The sequence below is a fragment of the Paenibacillus sp. FSL R10-2736 genome (genome assembly GCF_038000245.1).
Taxonomy (GTDB): Bacteria; Bacillota; Bacilli; order Paenibacillales; family Paenibacillaceae; genus Paenibacillus_AQ; species Paenibacillus_AQ phytohabitans.
Window position 1 is genome coordinate 4,370,283 of sequence record NZ_JBBOBN010000001.1, and the last position, 16,676, is coordinate 4,386,958.

Annotated in this window: 20 protein-coding genes; 6 read left to right on the forward strand and 14 right to left on the reverse strand. The window is 50.9% G+C overall.

The features are described from left to right. Positions 1-280: 280 nt before the first annotated feature. Positions 281-1,069 carry a hypothetical protein gene (locus tag NSQ73_RS19110; RefSeq protein ID WP_340987693.1) on the forward strand — a complete coding sequence of 263 codons (789 nt, stop codon included), beginning with the start codon at positions 281-283 and terminating at the stop codon, positions 1,067-1,069. 14 nt (positions 1,070-1,083) lie between these two features. Here the strand turns inward: NSQ73_RS19110 and NSQ73_RS19115 are convergent, their stop codons facing one another. From NSQ73_RS19115 to NSQ73_RS19155, 9 genes are all read right to left on the reverse strand, one after another. After that, on the reverse strand, positions 1,084-1,875 hold the full coding sequence (locus NSQ73_RS19115) for a lipid II flippase Amj family protein (protein ID WP_039297192.1): 792 nt from the start codon (positions 1,873-1,875) through the stop codon (positions 1,084-1,086). Positions 1,876-1,996: 121 nt separating this feature from the next. Then, entirely contained in the window at positions 1,997-2,386 is a 390-nt protein-coding gene (locus tag NSQ73_RS19120; protein WP_340987694.1) for a ribosomal maturation YjgA family protein, read from the reverse strand. A 75-nt stretch (positions 2,387-2,461) separates the two neighbouring features. Then, positions 2,462-2,938, reverse strand: a complete 477-nt coding sequence (locus NSQ73_RS19125) for an NUDIX domain-containing protein (RefSeq protein WP_340987695.1) — start codon at positions 2,936-2,938, stop codon at positions 2,462-2,464. A 53-nt stretch (positions 2,939-2,991) separates the two neighbouring features. Continuing rightward, entirely contained in the window at positions 2,992-3,450 is a 459-nt protein-coding gene (locus NSQ73_RS19130) for a hypothetical protein (protein ID WP_340987696.1), read from the reverse strand. Positions 3,451-3,915: 465 nt separating this feature from the next. Then, complete coding sequence (locus tag NSQ73_RS19135; protein ID WP_340987697.1) at positions 3,916-4,500, reverse strand: putative ABC transporter permease; 585 nt, start codon at positions 4,498-4,500, stop codon at positions 3,916-3,918. Between the two features lie 882 nt (positions 4,501-5,382). Beyond that, on the reverse strand, positions 5,383-5,571 hold the full coding sequence (locus NSQ73_RS19140) for a hypothetical protein (RefSeq protein WP_340987698.1): 189 nt from the start codon (positions 5,569-5,571) through the stop codon (positions 5,383-5,385). A 255-nt stretch (positions 5,572-5,826) separates the two neighbouring features. Beyond that, positions 5,827-6,000, reverse strand: coding sequence for a hypothetical protein (locus NSQ73_RS19145; protein ID WP_179093583.1), 174 nt, complete (start codon positions 5,998-6,000; stop codon positions 5,827-5,829). A 91-nt stretch (positions 6,001-6,091) separates the two neighbouring features. After that, the gene (locus NSQ73_RS19150) at positions 6,092-6,634 is read right to left on the reverse strand and encodes a hypothetical protein (RefSeq protein ID WP_340987699.1); all 543 of its coding nucleotides are present in this window, start codon (positions 6,632-6,634) and stop codon (positions 6,092-6,094) included. 117 nt (positions 6,635-6,751) lie between these two features. Further along, entirely contained in the window at positions 6,752-7,654 is a 903-nt protein-coding gene (locus NSQ73_RS19155) for an ArsR/SmtB family transcription factor (RefSeq protein ID WP_340987700.1), read from the reverse strand. Positions 7,655-7,816: 162 nt separating this feature from the next. On the opposite strand from NSQ73_RS19155, the gene arfA reads away from it, so the two are divergent. Beyond that, positions 7,817-9,325: an arabinosylfuranosidase ArfA gene (arfA, locus tag NSQ73_RS19160; RefSeq protein ID WP_340987701.1), complete on the forward strand. Its 1,509-nt coding sequence runs from the start codon at positions 7,817-7,819 to the stop codon at positions 9,323-9,325. A 9-nt stretch (positions 9,326-9,334) separates the two neighbouring features. Here arfA and NSQ73_RS19165 read toward each other — a convergent pair whose 3' ends face one another. The 3 genes from NSQ73_RS19165 to NSQ73_RS19175 all read right to left on the reverse strand — a co-directional run bounded on the left by NSQ73_RS19165 (position 9,335) and on the right by NSQ73_RS19175 (position 11,347). Then, complete coding sequence (locus NSQ73_RS19165; RefSeq protein WP_340987702.1) at positions 9,335-10,024, reverse strand: LrgB family protein; 690 nt, start codon at positions 10,022-10,024, stop codon at positions 9,335-9,337. Then, entirely contained in the window at positions 10,021-10,437 is a 417-nt protein-coding gene (locus NSQ73_RS19170) for a CidA/LrgA family protein (RefSeq protein WP_171719724.1), read from the reverse strand. The genes NSQ73_RS19165 and NSQ73_RS19170 overlap by 4 nt, the downstream gene beginning before the upstream one ends. A gap of 223 nt (positions 10,438-10,660) precedes the next feature. Further along, positions 10,661-11,347, reverse strand: a complete 687-nt coding sequence (locus NSQ73_RS19175; RefSeq protein WP_171719723.1) for an NAD(P)H-dependent oxidoreductase — start codon at positions 11,345-11,347, stop codon at positions 10,661-10,663. 147 nt (positions 11,348-11,494) lie between these two features. On the opposite strand from NSQ73_RS19175, the gene NSQ73_RS19180 reads away from it, so the two are divergent. After that, positions 11,495-11,896 (forward strand): winged helix-turn-helix transcriptional regulator, encoded by a 402-nt coding sequence (locus tag NSQ73_RS19180; protein ID WP_042136096.1) that lies wholly within the window; start codon positions 11,495-11,497, stop codon positions 11,894-11,896. 45 nt (positions 11,897-11,941) lie between these two features. Here the strand turns inward: NSQ73_RS19180 and NSQ73_RS19185 are convergent, their stop codons facing one another. Continuing rightward, positions 11,942-12,316 carry a YkvA family protein gene (locus NSQ73_RS19185; RefSeq protein ID WP_340987703.1) on the reverse strand — a complete coding sequence of 125 codons (375 nt, stop codon included), beginning with the start codon at positions 12,314-12,316 and terminating at the stop codon, positions 11,942-11,944. Between the two features lie 116 nt (positions 12,317-12,432). Next, positions 12,433-13,392 carry an acetylxylan esterase gene (locus NSQ73_RS19190; RefSeq protein ID WP_340987705.1) on the reverse strand — a complete coding sequence of 320 codons (960 nt, stop codon included), beginning with the start codon at positions 13,390-13,392 and terminating at the stop codon, positions 12,433-12,435. A 99-nt stretch (positions 13,393-13,491) separates the two neighbouring features. Here NSQ73_RS19190 and NSQ73_RS19195 point away from each other — a divergent pair, with 99 nt between their 5' ends. The 3 genes from NSQ73_RS19195 to NSQ73_RS19205 all read left to right on the forward strand — a co-directional run bounded on the left by NSQ73_RS19195 (position 13,492) and on the right by NSQ73_RS19205 (position 16,666). Further along, on the forward strand, positions 13,492-14,328 hold the full coding sequence (locus tag NSQ73_RS19195; protein ID WP_340987706.1) for a sugar phosphate isomerase/epimerase family protein: 837 nt from the start codon (positions 13,492-13,494) through the stop codon (positions 14,326-14,328). A 276-nt stretch (positions 14,329-14,604) separates the two neighbouring features. Then, a complete protein-coding gene (locus tag NSQ73_RS19200) occupies positions 14,605-15,708 on the forward strand; it encodes a glycosyltransferase family 4 protein (protein ID WP_340987707.1) in 1,104 nt (367 codons plus the stop codon). 196 nt (positions 15,709-15,904) lie between these two features. Further along, the gene (locus NSQ73_RS19205; RefSeq protein WP_171719719.1) at positions 15,905-16,666 is read left to right on the forward strand and encodes an SGNH/GDSL hydrolase family protein; all 762 of its coding nucleotides are present in this window, start codon (positions 15,905-15,907) and stop codon (positions 16,664-16,666) included. Positions 16,667-16,676 lie beyond the last annotated feature (10 nt).

Consider the following 16,676-nt stretch of genomic DNA (forward strand, 5'->3'; position numbering starts at 1 on the left):
CCTAAGATGTCGAACTTTATATATTATTGTAAACTATAGATATATTCTACTAGATTTCCTGGCCAAGTCATATAAAAAGAAGCATAACACAAATAAGAACTAACGTTCTTCATTTTCCTTGACTATCCATTAGTTCAGAGTTATAGTAAATTAACAATAACACACGCTAAGCGGGAGAAGCACCTCGCAAGAAAGGCAGATCATGCCTTTCTTGGAGGTGCTTCTTTGTGTCCTATGGTGTTGTATTGGCAAAAATTAATGATGACAGGAGCGGAATGAAATGTTGAAATTGACCCGTTTTACCAGCGAGTTTGTAAAGAGAATCACGGTTATACTGATCCTGCTGACACTTTGGGCTGGTGCTGTCCCGCAGGTCTTAGCGGCATCAGAGTGGGACTCGGCGCTGGATGAGATCCATAACCTTTATTCGGCTTATACGGAACTGCAAGTAGTGTTAAAGTCGGAAATCCAGCGGAACCAGGAGCTGCGCAAGCAGAATAATGCGGCGCTCACAGCGGTTAATGCCAAGCTGCAATCCACAGATGCCGCCCAGCTTGCCAAGCTGCGTGCTGCAGCCGAAGCCATGCAGAAGAAGCATGCCCCAGTGCTTGAGCAATACACTTCACTCGGTAAACAGGCGGCAGCTGCGCGCAAGGCCACTAACCTGAAGAGTGCCACGCTCCTTGAGATCAAGCGCAATAAGCTTAAGCCGGCCGCAGTTGCAGCACGGGCTGAAGTGAAGGTCACAACCTCTGCACTTGCAGAAGCCAAGGCGCTTACCGCTGCAAGAAACAAGCCCGCTAAGGATGCCCTTGCACCCATTGCAAACCTCAAGAAACAGATCACCGCGCAGAACAAATTGTTCTCAGCAATGCAGGCCGAAAGAAGTGAAGCCGACAAACGCTACAAAGCCGCCGTCAAGGCGGGAGATGCCACCAAGGCCGCGGCTGCGATGAAGCTGTCTTACAGCAAAATGGGTGAGATCCGGACAATGGCCGGACGTATGTACAGCTGGGAACAGCAGATCAGTACAGCACTCCGTTCCGCAGAATTGAAGCTGCCGAAGTGACTTATCCCGGAGGATCAGAGCAGCTTCACCAGCCAGCAAATGATGTAGGCTCCCGGAACAAGCAGTGCTTGACCCAGCAGTGATCCCAGAAAGCGTGAACCCATCAGCAGAACATAGATTTTGCCCAGCTGATCACGGTACTCCACATTTTCAGTCGCCTTATGGGTAATAATCCCGAGCTGCGGGTCGATGAACACCGTCAGCAGGATCGTCGCTAACCCGTTAATCAGACCCGAGGCCTGGGAGGCAGTTGTGCTTAAATCAGGCATTAGCTTGGCTGCATACATGGAGGATAACACCCCAACCGTATAGAAGGCTGTAACGAATATATTCATCACGATGAACCGTTTAGGAATACCCAGGTAGCGGAAGCTTCGCAGCCTCACCTTCGGCCTGCGGATATATTTCCGCGTATTCTTGAGCTGGCCAACGGTTACGCTGGTCAGGAGCTTCGGAATGGAGCCTTCAATCTCAAGCTTGGAGATAATTCTTCCGAACAGCCCTACGAAGGTAGGAAACAAGGCGATGGCTATTAAGGTGCCCAGTGAAGAAGCCAGCATAATAATCCGCAGATAGTTGAGCAGCGGAAAGCTGTCGTCTATTTTGCCATAGTCTACGAATTTGGCCGTTAAGGGAGCCTGTACCATATTAGCCGTTCTGGAGACCAGCACAATGATACCGGTCAGGGATAAGGCAATGGCAATCTTATTCAGCTTCACTCCGGCAAACCGTACCGAATACGATAACGTCTCAGCAGTGTGAATGATCAAGGTCAGCAGGCATACCACGATTAAACTGTTCGTCATTTGCAGTTACTCATCTCCAAATCAGGCAGCGTTCGGCTGATTACCGGCAGTCTCATTCCAAATTATTACATACCGGCATCGCCTCACTTAATATATATTCTTCCTCCTGTATATTCCAGAATCAATTTTGTAAGATTTGGTCATTTACATAGCAGAACAGAATTCCGGCCGTATACCGGACCAGATCAATCCAGAGGAAGCCCTGGCCCAGAATCAGTCCGCCTGCTGTTGTCGAGCGTACATGTATAATCCATTCTGCCTGATAGAGCTGGCTGAACTCAATCCCGAAGCTGAAGCACAGGCTGAGTATAAGCGACACCTTTAGCGGATACCGGGTCAACAGCACCCGGAAGGCAAGGTAGATCATCCCTGCCCAGATCGCATCCCCAAAGTGTCCGCTGACAAAGCGCGGCAGCTGGTCAGCGTATGCTCTGGTTCCAAGGCCCAGCATAACAGCGAGCAGTACTGCGCCGCAGTAGACCAGTTTGGATCTTATTACCGGATTATGCAATGGAATTACTCCTTTGTATTGAAACTGCTGAATCCTATGGGAACAATATCTTCATTTTGCTTAAATGGCAGTGCTCTACTCAAAAATAACTTTCCGTGTATCAGAGGCATCGCTCACAAACAGCTTCGGGGGATACGGGATGGCTAACTCAGGCAGTTCATCTTCCTTGAAGAACTCCAGTTCTTCCGCCTCCCCGTCCACACTTCTCAGATGTCCTTTGACGATGACGCATTCAAACACAATCACCGTGTACTCCACCTGATCACCATTTATATATTCATATCTGTATTTCCCGCCGCCAAATACGCCGATGATCTGTTCAGGTGTCACCATCAGGCCGGTCTCTTCAAACACCTCTCTGCGGAGCGCTCTGGATGGTGTTTCTCCAGGTTCGACCGCCCCTGCGGGCAACCCCCACAGCGTTTCATCTTTCTTGCGGATCAGCAGAATTCTGCCTTGTTCATCCCGCACTACCGCCGCTACTGACGGCATCATTAATAACCCGTTGCCGGTCTTGCCGCGCAGCTCCCGGTAATATTCAGACATTGGCATGAAGATTCCTCCTAAGATTGATTTAGCATTTTATTATAACCCTTCATTCCGGCCTAAAGCTCATCCTTGCGAAAAGAAACCGGATTAACCTTGAAGTCTTCCGGCTGATTCTCACAATCAGACAATTCTACCTTGTAGAATTCTTCGACCTCCGTAAGCTGGATCTCCCGGCAGACATATTCGATTTTTCCGTTGTATCCGGCCCAGTCCCGGGTGCTGTCCACCGTCCAGTGCAGCTCTCTGCCATCATCATAGAAATCATGAATATACGGTCCGCTGTCGGTGCCCCACTCAAGCATGGTAAGATTGTCTCCTTTGCCTTCCTTAAATCTATGTATCATTTCTCTAATTCTGTCCAAATCCAGCTGATCAAAATGCGTAATCAAGTTACGCTGATCCCTGGCCAGAGGGACTGGCTTATTGATTTCCCGTATCCATAACCCTGAGAGTAAAACTATGATCAGCGTTTCCAGAATAATAATAGCCGGATAGTATCTCTTGAATCTCTTCATATTCCCTCCTGCTCCTGGGGTATATTGGGCAACCCGTATACCTCTATATTTGACACGGTTGTAAGATATTCCTTGTCTGAGCGTCATCCGAACAGCTCCATAACGCAGTCCACTTCTTATATTTTCGGATAAAAATATTTCTTAAGTCTTAAGGTTATCGTATGATTGCTTTAACAGCTAAAAAAACCAAATCAATCTGACGAGGAAAAAGGTGACTGGAATGAAACGTAAGATTGTAATCAAAACAAACACGAAGTCCTCATTACCCGCCGGCATTAGTATAGAATTCATGGACTATCTGTTTCAGGTTATGAATGAATATGATCAAACCTTAAAGGGACTTAAGAACAGATAAGAGTGAGTTCTTTTTCATCCTCAACAGAAATAGGCCAACCAAATTGCTCTGGCTGACCTATTAACACAGACACCCCCCGGAGAATCATCCGGAAATGTCTCCTAGTCTAATCATCCCTCACCAAGCTCCAGCTGCTCCGTAGGGTCCAGCTCCCTCAGCCCGCGCCGACGGGTACGGAAAGTCCACAGCAGATCTGCCGAGAATAGCAGCAGGGCCAGCGGAATCACCGGTGTCCATACCTGCTCAACATGCAGATACAGGAAATGGACCAGCGGCTGCAAACCATAGATACAGGCAATAGACAACCCCCACCAGTACAGCGAGAATTTCAGGCAGATATGTCCATGCAGCTGATATGGCATTCCCGAATAATCCCACCACTGCTTATGAAAAATACCCTTGAGCAGCCAGCCGCTGACAAACTCAACAGCCGACGGAATAATCAGGGCAAGCATCAGGAATACAGGAAGCGGAAGCCCAATACTCTGTCCCGTCAGCAGCAGCAGCGGCGCACAGCCGTACATGGGTTTGAACGGCCCCTTCAAGAAGCCTTCTTTGCGGAAGGTGCCTGCACTGTAAAGGTTATAGCTGCCTTCTAGCACCCAGCCCAGAAACGAATACACGGTGAAATAGAACAAATACGGGCTTACCGCAGCCAATGCGCTATAACTATCTTGCAAAAGTACCGTTGTCATTGTATTCGGTCCCGCCTCCAGCCCCATTTTTCCACTAATGGGAGCTAGTATGCCTCCAGGAAACGGAGGTTATGACGGTAATTTTTGGCGGTCCTCACAAGAAGAACAAAATCACCCTAAACGGGAGAATCAGCCCGAGCTATGCAGCCTGTGCAGCTGATGTAGATTTTAAGCCATCTCACATTGCTCTATTCTGACTGCTTTGTTTGGGGCAGCCTCCGGTAAAATCAGGGGCACTTTTGCTCCTCATTCCCGCCTGCCGCCCACTTTTGGCAGATTCAGGAGCACTTTTGCCCCTCATTCCTGCCTACCGCCCACTTTTGGCGGATTTAGGGGCACTTTTGCTCCTCATTCCCGCCTGCCGCCCACTTTTGGCGGATTCAGGGGCACTTTTGCCCTCCATACCCGCCTGCCGCCCACTTTTGGCGGATTCAGGGGCACTTTTGCCCCTCATTCCTGCCTACCGCCCACTTTCAGCGGAATCAGAGGGATTTATCCCTTTAATTTCCTCCTACCGCCCACTTTCGGCGGAATCAGAGGGATTTATCCCTTTAATTTCCTCCCACCGCCCACTTTTGGCAGAATCAGAGGGATTTATCCCTTTAATTTCCTCCTACCGCCCACTTTCGCCGGAATCAGAGGGATTTATCCCTTTAATTTTCCAAGCCTCCGACTTCCGGGTATTCTGTGGAATTCCGGATACAAAAACACATTCGTCCTTCAGACGGACCTGCTCCAATTTCCAGAGAAGCTTATCCACAACTGACGAATATCGTAATTTCCTATACAAAGAAAAAGCTGCAGGGTTCCGGTTAGGAACTGCAGCCATTTATAGGATTTAATGATTTAGGGCCGAATAACGACCACACTAGCCTTCAGAATTCATTCCTTATGCTGCTGTTCTCTCTGCATCTGCATTAAGGGCGGACCTTCCTCACGCTGGCTTCTCAGCGTTTCCAGCTTCATGTCGCTTCGCACACCGAAGCTCGATCCGTACTTCTTCTCGAGGTTGCCTGTCAGGGCATCACCGCGCTTTTGCCGATACCGGCCGTTCTCGTTCCGATTACGCATACTAGGTTTCCTCCCTGCAATTTGAATTGCCTGAGACCTGTGAACCTGCGATGATCTGGAGAATCAAGACGTGATGAGGTTGTACTTCCCTATAGTATACAGCATTTACTAAACCAAGCTCAATATGCCCATGTACACAAGCGCAAACAATCAAAAACCGGATACCCTCCTCATAAGGAGAGCGTCCGGCCTATGTGAAAAAAGACTGTCCCTTAGGAACAGTCTGCTGCATCCATGCGCAATGTATTTGACGCTCTAATTCTTCGGAAGCGGGTCGGGATGAGCGGATTCGGCCGGTTTGGCGACCCAGTCATCGGCTTCCGGTTCAATGTCTACACCGTTTTCCATCTTTTTGCGTTCCGCGAGTGAATCCCCGTCTTTATTCTCTTTGTTGCGGATGTCTGCTTCATTCTCGATATGATCTGGCATCTGAACTCCTCCTTATGCAAGCTGTGCAGGTTTTGGATTACTTAGTTATAGTTACCCGTTGACCTGTTTTGCAAACATTTATTGCTGGAGGTTATTTCACCCGGCGCTCCCACTGATCCTGCCAGACTGATTGCAGGGACTCATACTGCTGAATCGCCGCGTCCCTGTCTGCTGCCGGATAGGTGAGAATAATGCTGTCATCACCAGGATCATCTTCCCCGTAAATTGCATAGTAGAAGCTGTTACTAGCATAACCGGGAGCCTTCTCCCCCTTCTGCAGGGCAAGACTCCATATCTTACTGCCGGAATCTGCAAATACCTGACCCAATACTTTAATTTCACCCCGCGCGCCCTCCAGCGCACAGAACATGAACCCCAGCTCCGGATTCAACTCACAGTTTTCGTACTGAACCCCGTTAACAGCAAGCTTGCCGGTGTAGGACCGGGTTTTTTCGGCATAAGCACCTTTCAGTGTTACAGTTACTGTCTTCGCATAATCCGCATCCTGCAGCTTATAGGCGGTCACCTGCATTTCCCGGTCCAGCCGGATCACCTTGGGTGCACTCAGGAAGCCGTAAGCAATAATTCCTGCCAGAACAAGTACGGCAATACAGCCGTAGAGCAATTGTCTCAAACCCGCACACATCCCCTGTAAAAAGCTTCGCAAAGACCATTATTTAACAATAAATAAGCTCTTTGCGGCGGGCAAGATATTTTATCACTCAGCATACTCTTCATCCATACAGTTTCACTATTCGTAATACACGCGAAAAACAATATCCTGCTCGTAATTCCCGAAGCCGCGTCCGAACAAGGTTAAGCCGCCCCGCCTTCGGGTGGTGTCTTCTGCAGTTAACCTGAAGCTCCACTGGTCCTGCTGCCAGCCTACTTCATCAATGGTGACTGCAGAAATCTGCTGGCCGTCTATGTAAGTTCCTCCTGCGTTAATCCTCAGCACCTTCAGCAGGCCATACTGGTTCACATCGGAATTCCACCAGGCCGGAGTCAGCCTTCCCCGCTGCACACCGAAATCCCCGGGACTGGTCCATTTGCCAAGCGGAATTCCATTCATCGTAAACGCAATATCTGATGGCCACTTCTCATTGACATGCGGTGCTTCCGAGCCGACCTCCATCGAAATCTCAATCTCCTGTACCGTCTGGTCCATGAACAGATAGTTCGGCACCTTATATTCGGCATAGCCTTTGGCGAACCAGAGAATTCCGGCATCGACCCGCTCCGGGTCCAGGAAATAACGCGGATCATCATAATATCCGATCAGCTTCTCGGTGGTGGCAATGCCACAGGTCGGTGAAGCCTGAAGATCGGTATAATGCCCCACCGGCACGGAGACCTCAACCACCTTCCGGGCAATGCCTTTGGCACCGGACAATTTAATCTGCAGAAAATTAGCGGAGAGTGAGCAGTATTTATACGTGCCGCCATCAATCCGCTTCATTTGGGAGCTGACGATGCCTGCCTTTTGGAGCTTGGCTACATGGGAGCTGACAATGGCGCTGCTTAGATACAGCCGGGTAGCGATTTCCTTGATATGCATCTCCCGCGCGCTGAGCAGATCAATAATCCGCAGCCGCACTTCACTGGCTAATGCTTCATATACCTTCAGCGATTCGGAATCCGTTGTTAAATACATCCTCTAACCTCCGCACTCTTTGAATTAACATTTTTATTAATCCTAAATATTTTTATTGCTTAGTATACGCTGTAATCCGTATGATGTAATCATAATTCAGGATACTAGATTAATATTTTCATTAATCGTAACATGACTTCACTACAAAAGGAGCTTAACACAATGAGCATTCAATCCAAGATGATTGTCGACAAGGACTTCAAGCTGGCCGAGGTAGACCCGAGACTGTACGGATCATTCATCGAGCATCTGGGCCGGGCCGTTTATGGCGGAATATATGAGCCGGGACATCCAACCGCAGACGCTAACGGTTTTCGGGGTGATGCCCTGCAGGCCATCCGGGCTCTCCGCGTGCCGATCATCCGCTATCCCGGAGGTAACTTTGTCTCGGGCTATAACTGGGAAGACGGCGTAGGTCCCAAGGAGAGCCGTAAGCGCTCTCTTGAATTAGCCTGGTGGACTACAGAGACGAACCAGATGGGTACCAATGAATTTGCCGATTGGGCCAAGCTGGCCGGTTCAGAGGTCATGATGGCGGTCAATCTGGGCACCCGCGGGATCGATGCCGCAAGGAATCTCGTGGAATATTGCAACCACCCTTCCGGTTCCTACTGGAGCGATCTGCGGATCTCCCACGGGTATCAGGCTCCGCACAATTTCCGCACCTGGTGCCTGGGCAATGAAATGGACGGCCCGTGGCAGATCGGAGCCAAAACAGCCGTGGAATACGGCAGACTCGCGAATGAAACCGCCAAAGCCATGCGCTGGGTTGACCCTACTCTTGAGCTTGTCGCCTGCGGCAGCTCGGGCAGCAGCATGAGCACTTTTGCCGAATGGGAAGCAACCGTGCTGGATCTCACTTACGATAACGTAGATTTCCTCTCCCTGCATACCTATTACAACAATAATGATGGAGACACGGCCAATTTCCTCGCACGCTCACTGGATATGGACCAGTTCATCGACAGCGTAGCAGCAGTATGTGATTATATCAAGGCTAAGAAGAAAAGCAAGAAAAAGATTTATCTGTCTCTGGACGAATGGAATGTGTGGAAAACGCAGGGGACCAGCCGCGCGCAGCAGCATTGGGAAATTGCCCCGCCGGAGTTCGAGGATGTCTATAATCTTGAGGATGCACTTGTGGTAGGCTGCTGCCTGATCAGCCTGCTGAAGCATGCGGACCGGGTGAAGATGGCCTGCATTGCCCAGCTGATCAATGTCATTGCCCCTATTATGACTGAGAACGGGGGCCCCCTGTGGCTGCAGACCACTTATTATCCTTATATGCACGCTTCAATCTATGGCCGGGGAACGGTGCTGCACCCGCTGATTACCAGTCCGAAATATGATTCTCAGGATTTCACCGATGTTCCTTATCTGGAAGCGGTCAGTGTATTTAACGAAGAGGTGAACGAGGTTACCGTATTTGCTGTCAACCGTCATCTTGGCGAAGGCATGGAGCTGACCGTCGATCTGCGCAGCTTCGGTGCCGTTGAGGTGATCCAGCATACCATCCTTGAGCATGAGGATCTCCAAGCGGCGAATACCCGCTCGAACCCGGCGAATGTGCTCCCGCATAACCGCGGAACGGCGGCCGCAGACGGCGGACGTGTAAGCGCCCTGCTTCCGGCAGCTTCGTGGAATGTCATCCGGCTGCGTGTTAACGGGTAATACCCTGCATTAATGGTACATGATCCAGGCTACGAACGGTCCGGCAATGGAGCCGACAATGGCGCATACCGTCATAGCCACCGAGCTCATGGACACCGACTGCTCACCGTACTCCAGGGCTTTGGCTGTGCCAAGGGCGTGGGAAGCTGTTCCCAGGCCGATGCCGATGCCGGACTCGCCGCGGATTCTGAACAGCTTAATAATATACGGCCCGCCGATGGCCCCCGTGAAACCGGCGATCATTACGAATACGGAGGTAAGCGAGGAATCTCCGCCCAGATTGCTGGAGATCTGGATGGCTACAGCGGTTGTGATTGATTTGGGCAGGATGGAGAGCACATACAGCCTGGAGAAGCCGAGTCCGGCTGCCAGCAGCAGACCGCTGAACATTCCGACGAGCAGTCCGGTCACCGTTCCGCCAAGAACGGCCGGGAGATTCTTCCATAGCACGTGACGCTGTTTGTACAGCGGATAGGCCAGGGATACAACCGCCGGTCCAAGCAGGCGATTAATCCAGTCGCCGCCGATCATATAAGTCTCATAAGAGATATGGAAGCCCATGAGCAGCACGACTACAGTGAACGTTGCGGTCAGTGCCGGCAGCAGGACAGGAAGACGGTAGCGTTTGTATAACATGGACATGAAGAGATAGATCAGAACATTCATCAGGACAAAACCAACGGCCAGCAGAATTCTCATGCTTCCTTCCCCTTCCCTTGCAGGCTGCGCGCACGATACGTCCGGCGTGTCAGCCTTTTGGCGCTGCGGCTGGCAATCCACTGGCTGGAATGTGCCGTGACGACCATGGTCAGTACACTGCTGACCACCAGAATGCCAATCAGGAGAAGCCCTCTTCCGCTGAAGATATCCAGATGGTTCATAATGCCTGCGGTTGCCGGGATGAAGAACATGGGAAGATAAGCCAGAATAAAGGATGAGCCGTTCTCGATCAGCTTCACCGGAACAATCTTGAGCAGCAGCAGGGCGAATAGCAGCAACAGCCCTACGATACTGCCCGGAACCGGCAGATGCAGCAGTTTTTGCAAGTAATCTCCTGCCAGGAAGAACACATACAGCAAGCAGACTTCAGCGATAACGCGGATGATTTTCATATTGCAGGAATCCCTTCAATCTTGAAATGGCGGTCACAAGCAGCCTGTTACAAGTAACAAGCTGACTTATTAAGAGTAGCAGAATTTTCAGCAAGTTTTCAAACTTTTTTCGAAGCTTCTATGTATTTTCATAACTCGTCAAAAAAACAGATGCCGCCCTTATAAGGATGGCATCTGTTTTTAATTGGCTCACACTTCGCCTAAATTGCTGACGCGGCTGCGTTTAGACCCACTGAACCACCTGACCGGCCGTTTGACGGGTTTTGCCGCGCGGCTCATTAACCCGGTAACCAAAGGCCGCCATGCAGGCAATTCCGAAATGTGCCGGGTCCATTATCCCTTCCTCTGTAAGCACCTGCTCGATCTTTGCCTTGTCGAAGCCTTCAATCGGACAGGAGTCAATGCCAATCTGCGCCGCAGCAGTCATCATATTCCCCAGAGCCAGATAGGTCTGCCGTGCACCCCATTCAAACATTGCCCGCTCATTGCCTTCCAGTCCGAAATCGGATTTCAGGAACATATCATAGACCTTCCGCTTACCCTCGGCAACCTCCGGCGGCAGACTCTGCACATCCTGCATCATACCCTGAATATACTCTGAACCCGCAGCCATATCACGCGGCAGTCTTGCGAGAATCAGCATGAAATGGCTTGCTGTCGGCAGCTGCTTCTGTGCACCCCAGGCATAAGGAAGCAGCTTCTCACGGATGTCCATACTCTGGACAATAACGAATTTCCAGGGCTCGAAGCCGAAGGAGCTCGGTGACAGGCGGCCTGTTTCCAGGATGAACCCGAAATCCTCATCGCTGATCTTTCTGCTGCTGTCGAATACCTTGGTAGCGTGTCTGTATGCATAGGCGGCCAGAATTTCCTGCTTGGTTGTTGCGGTTTCTTTTACTGTAGTATCCATTTCACATACTCCCTTTCTGTGTATCCTTCAGGTTTGGAATTGACGTTATCCTGCTCACATGCTTATAGTATTGGATAGATAACCATTCGTGAAGTACGCACATTTTTGTTATGTAGTATACAAAATGATACTAAGGAGAGTTCGGTTATGCGTGACCGTAAAGGCGGTTTCGGAGCTTGTCCGGACGGCCAGGGCGCCGCTTGTCCTGTTGAATTCACCCTCGACGTCATCGGAGGCAAGTGGAAGGGTGTGCTTTTATACCATATGATGGATTCAACGAAACGCTTCAACGAGTTCCGCCGGATCTGTCCCGGCATCACGCAGCGTATGCTGACACTTCAGCTCCGTGAGCTGGAGGAGGATGGCGTGGTTCACCGCGAGGTGTATCATCAGGTTCCGCCGAAGGTTGAATATTCGCTGACCGAATTTGGCCGGACGCTGATTCCGATCATTAAGCTGATGAGGGATTGGGGCACAGAATACCAGGCGAAGCAGCAATCCGCAGACCGCTGCCCTCCTGGAAATGGACATTTAGAGGACGAAGCATAATGAATCCGGTGCAGCAACCCGCTGCACTTTTTTTGTACCGTTACCTCACGGTTGTTCAAAAAAATTCTCGGCCTTCTGCTTATGATCCTCCTTCACCTGTCCGGCAATCGCCCGGATGCCTGCGGCAATGACCGCAGCATCATCCGTGAAACCGAGTCCGATCAGCGCATCGGGAATCGCGTCAATGGGTGAAATGAAATAGGCCAACGCGCCGAATGCTATGCCTTTGGCCCATAACGGGGTTTTGGCATCAATGGCGCAGTAATACATGGCAACCGCATCTTTGGTGAACGGGATTTTGCCCGCCGCTTTCCTCGTTTTGCTCCAGAAGCTCTTCTTCACCAGCTGCTCATTCTTCTGGCTGTATTCGAAATTCTCCACGACCAGTTCCGCGGGAAGCTTGTCTCCATCCTTATTCATCTGCCATTCCCTCCCATTCCTTAGACTGCCTTCGCATTCTGACAACAGCTTAGCAGCTTCATTATAACCTTTACACCAAACGCCCGCCGCTAATCAGCCTTCCGGTAATTAATCTTTTAACCCAGATGCTCCCGGAAAAAGAGTACCGTCTGCCTGCGCTGATATTCGCTGACCTCATGCCCGGAGAACGGATAATCCATCATCTGCTTAGGTGACTCAATTCGGTTATAGGCAGCATAGATGGTCTCCGGCATGCACACAGTATCCTTCCAGCCTGCGGACATCAGAACTGGTACGGTGAACCGGTGCGCCAGATTAACAATATCGAAATACGCCAGGTTCTGCAGCACCCGCTCCAGATGCTCCGGATAGCGCTTCAGATAATCGGCAATCTCTGTGAGTGAGCTGGTTGAATTCAGCACCCCGAAGTCCAGGCGGCAGAGATTCGGTATGTCTGCAGCCACTGCAGCAACCCGGCGGCTCAGTGCCCCGGCCAACAGCGCAATCCCGCCTCCCTGGCTCCCCCCGGTGATGGCAATACGCTCGGGATCAACACCCGGCAGCTGTGCTGCGGTCTCTATGGCACGAACCGTATCTATCGCTACAGCCACATAATAGGAACGTTCCTTCTCCAGCAGCCCCTGGGTGATCCAGCCTCTGACTATACCTTCTTCCTGCGGCAGCAGATTGCCGGTCTCTCCCAGTTGTCCACGCACATCCACGGCGAGTACAGCATAGCCAAGCATTAGAAAGTGAGCATACCGTTCCGGATACCCCCGGTCGCCGGTGTAACCGGGAAACGTAACAATACACGGCAGATCTCCCCGCTCACTTGTGTCAGCAGCAGGCCGGATGTACCAGGCATGGATGGTCGTTTCCCCATAACCTGTATAGCTTACTTTGCTAACCTCCATGCCCGGATATGGAGTTTCTTCAGGGATTATGGTAACATCCAGCGGCAGTTCCTCATCTTCGGTGAGCAGATCATTCCAGAATTCGTCAATCGTTTCGGGGTCCAGTGTAGGCTCTGGACGGCAATTCTCAAGCTCGTGTTTGCGTTGCTCAATAGCATTCATTCATCGGTTCCTCCTGTTTCTCATAAACTTCTTTATCATTGCAAGTCACTGTAAGCGCATTTAATATTATAAATATAAATCCATAGAATTCCAAAGGAGATGTTATTCATTCGTTACGGAACCTTGGCACATACAGCGGGCTGCCTGCCGCTTAGAGAATTGACCGCTACGCTGCAGACCTACAATATTGACTTCGTACAGCTCGCCCTGGCCAAAGCCATTCAGGATATCGACCTGTCTCCCGGCAAGCTTAGCCCCGGCCTGGCCTCCTATATCGGTGAGCAGTTCGACAAAGCCGGCATCCGCATTGGCGTACTTGGCTGCTATATCAACCCGATTCATCCCGATCCTGCCATCCGGCGGGTAGAGATTGACCGTTTCAAGGAGCATTTGCGTTATGCCCGCCAGTTCGGTGCACCTATGGTCGCTACAGAGACCGGCGCATTGACGACTTTTCAGGAATTCGATCCTTACCGGTATGAAGAAATTGGCTGGGAGGCCCTCAAGGCAACGGTCGAGGAACTGGCAGAGGAAGCGGAGAAATGGGGTGTATTCCTGGCACTTGAAGGAGTCTGCACCCATACGCTGTCCTCTCCGGCCAAAATGCGCCGTATCCTTGACGAGGTTCCTTCCAGCTCCATCGGTGTGGTACTGGACCCTTGCAATCTGATTGGTGAAGAGGTGCATCTGCAGGATGAGATCGTAGACAGTGCATTCAGCCTGTTCGGCGACCGGATCATTCTGGCCCATCTCAAGGATATCTATAAGGACGGAACCCGGATCCGCCATGGCGCTTCAGGGCAAGGGCTGTTCCACACCACAGAGTTCCTGAACAAGCTGGAGGCACACAAGCCGATGATCGACGTTTCGCTGGAAGAAGTAACTGGCATAGATATTAAGGACACTGTTACCCTGCTGCGCAATCTGCGACACTAATCATAAGCTGCCAGTTCAGGAGACATGCTTCATCCTCCTGCAGTAACTTTGGCAGCGCTACAATCCGGCCGGTATGTCAGGGTGATTCCTCTGCTGTACCGGCCAGTATTTTTTATATACTCCAGCTGTAGCCCTCCTTTCCTGAGCCTCACTCCATAACCCCCATTTGCTGCAAAAACGCCGTATATCCGGTACTTTTCGCTAACTGCTGAATAAAATAGTATACATACCGCAGGTTCGCAAGCGATTCTCGAGCCAGAAAGGAAGGGATCATACATGAGATTCACTTTCCCCATACTTACCCTATGCCATGGCGGGGCACAACGCATGCTCGTGGAGCTCACGAATGGTCTTACTGCCAGAGGGCATCAGGTCGTGATCCTCATGCCGCTTGGAGGCGATGTCTCTTATGAAGTCCATTCCACTCTGCTGATTACCGATTATACGCTGCTCCGTGAATCCGATTTCCCGGTCAGCGATATTATCGTTTCGAATTTCTATACAACGGTTCCGGTATCACAGGCTGCAAGCCAGAATGGCAAGGGCATCCATATCCGCCTGTCCCTCTGTTACGAACCGCTGTTTCTGCCGCAGAATGAGGTATCCTTTCCCTCCTATCATACCACTGATAAGCTGATTGTCCTGTCCCAGTGGCAGCAGGAGTTAATTGAGCTTGGTCACGGAATTAGCGGAAGCATCGTGCCTGTAGGGATCAGCTCCTCTTTTCAAAATATGCATATCCGCCACAAGCTTCAGGAGCCGCTGAACATTACCGCCATCCTGCGCAAAGTGGAGAACGGCTTCTCCTGGCACCGTGAACAGGATTATCTGGTGAAGCAGCTTGATATCGTGAAGCATAATGTCCCGGGGGTAAATATCAATTTCATCAGTCCGCCGGATGAGTTCTACAGTTCGGATTCGCTGCAAAAAATGAAGGCCAGCGGCAAATACCGCTTTTTCACTCCCCTGAATGATGATGAACTCTGCTATCACTATAACGGGGCTGATATTTTTGTCAGCTCCAGTATATTCGACACGGGATCTTTGCCGGGCCTTGAGGCCATGCGCTGCGGTGCTGCGCTTGTGTCCGTATACTCGGGAGGGAATCTGGAATATGCCCGCCACGAAGAGAACTGCCTGCTGTCCTACCGGTACGAGAACCGGATTGCCGAGGATGTCATCCAGCTGATTCAGGACCCTGCGCTCCGTGTCCGCCTTGCCTCCCGGGGGGAAGCTGACTCCAGGGCCTGGACCTGGGAGAACAGTGTCAGAATTATGGAACAGACCACGGCTGGCTTCCTGACAGGGAGCTCCGTGAACACTCCGCCCAAATCAGCGCTCCTGCAAAGACTCGGCGGCTTCAGAATGCGCAGGAAATAAGGCAACCAATGTTCTTCCGGAACAAGTCCAAGCAAGCTACAGGTCCAACTTCGAGTATTCGGAGTCGGATCTCTTTGGCTTGCAGCTTGCCCTATCGGGATCGGCCCGCATGAAACCATGACATCTATGCATAGTCACTGCTCCATGTATGGTTTACACTAAAGCTATATACACTAGGGTTATCGGAGGTGGGACAATGAATTCGCACGAAGAGCAGAAGGAAGCCACGGGGCTTGAGTTTAAGTACATGGTCAGCGGAGATTCGATCTCCAAGGGTGTTGTCTATGATGAAGCAAGAAGCAAGTATGTCATTCTGGAGGATAACTACGTGTCCCTGCTGCAGGGCAAGCTTAAGGGAGCTATGCGTAATACCGCCAGATTCGGCAATACGCTGATGAAGGGCTTCGGCAATCTGAAACGCGATGTGCTGAAAGACAAGCCGGATGTGGTACTGATTGAATACGGAGGCAATGACTGCGACTATCACTGGGAAGAAATTGCAAGCAATCCCGAAGCAGAGCATAACCCCAAAACTGATTTCCCGGCGTTCGAGCGGATGCTGCTGGATATGATTGATTACCTGAAGAATCAGGGGATTACGCCTATTCTGATGAGTCTGCCCCCGCTGAATGCGGACAACTATTTCAAATGGGTCAGCGGCAATAATCCGGACACCGAGCTGAACATTCTGAAATTCCTCGGCAGCGTTACCAAGATTTACTGGTGGCAGGAGCGGTACAACTCCGCAATTATCAAGGTCGCCGAGAGCACCAAGACCAAGATCATTGATGTCCGGGGCGCATTCCTGCAGCAGCCGGATTACACCAAGTTTATCTGCCGGGACGGAATCCACCCCAACCGGGAGGGCCACCGGATTATTTATGATAAGGTCATGGACTTCATCCGCACAAGCGAACCGCAGCTTCTGCTGGATAACCAGGCGTTGCCGGGACACTGATTTCCGGACA

Coding starts and splice junctions, on each gene's coding strand:
- NSQ73_RS19110 (WP_340987693.1), top strand. CDS start 281: ATGTTGAAATTGACCCGTTTTACCAGCGAGTTTGTAAAGAGAATCACG.
- NSQ73_RS19115 (WP_039297192.1), bottom strand. CDS start 1,875: ATGACGAACAGTTTAATCGTGGTATGCCTGCTGACCTTGATCATTCAC.
- NSQ73_RS19125 (WP_340987695.1), bottom strand. CDS start 2,938: ATGCCAATGTCTGAATATTACCGGGAGCTGCGCGGCAAGACCGGCAAC.
- NSQ73_RS19130 (WP_340987696.1), bottom strand. CDS start 3,450: ATGAAGAGATTCAAGAGATACTATCCGGCTATTATTATTCTGGAAACG.
- NSQ73_RS19135 (WP_340987697.1), bottom strand. CDS start 4,500: ATGACAACGGTACTTTTGCAAGATAGTTATAGCGCATTGGCTGCGGTA.
- NSQ73_RS19140 (WP_340987698.1), bottom strand. CDS start 5,571: ATGCGTAATCGGAACGAGAACGGCCGGTATCGGCAAAAGCGCGGTGAT.
- NSQ73_RS19145 (WP_179093583.1), bottom strand. CDS start 6,000: ATGCCAGATCATATCGAGAATGAAGCAGACATCCGCAACAAAGAGAAT.
- NSQ73_RS19155 (WP_340987700.1), bottom strand. CDS start 7,654: ATGTATTTAACAACGGATTCCGAATCGCTGAAGGTATATGAAGCATTA.
- arfA (WP_340987701.1), top strand. CDS start 7,817: ATGAGCATTCAATCCAAGATGATTGTCGACAAGGACTTCAAGCTGGCC.
- NSQ73_RS19165 (WP_340987702.1), bottom strand. CDS start 10,024: ATGAGAATTCTGCTGGCCGTTGGTTTTGTCCTGATGAATGTTCTGATC.
- NSQ73_RS19170 (WP_171719724.1), bottom strand. CDS start 10,437: ATGAAAATCATCCGCGTTATCGCTGAAGTCTGCTTGCTGTATGTGTTC.
- NSQ73_RS19175 (WP_171719723.1), bottom strand. CDS start 11,347: ATGGATACTACAGTAAAAGAAACCGCAACAACCAAGCAGGAAATTCTG.
- NSQ73_RS19180 (WP_042136096.1), top strand. CDS start 11,495: ATGCGTGACCGTAAAGGCGGTTTCGGAGCTTGTCCGGACGGCCAGGGC.
- NSQ73_RS19185 (WP_340987703.1), bottom strand. CDS start 12,316: ATGAATAAGGATGGAGACAAGCTTCCCGCGGAACTGGTCGTGGAGAAT.
- NSQ73_RS19190 (WP_340987705.1), bottom strand. CDS start 13,392: ATGAATGCTATTGAGCAACGCAAACACGAGCTTGAGAATTGCCGTCCA.
- NSQ73_RS19195 (WP_340987706.1), top strand. CDS start 13,492: ATGTTATTCATTCGTTACGGAACCTTGGCACATACAGCGGGCTGCCTG.
- NSQ73_RS19200 (WP_340987707.1), top strand. CDS start 14,605: ATGAGATTCACTTTCCCCATACTTACCCTATGCCATGGCGGGGCACAA.
- NSQ73_RS19205 (WP_171719719.1), top strand. CDS start 15,905: ATGAATTCGCACGAAGAGCAGAAGGAAGCCACGGGGCTTGAGTTTAAG.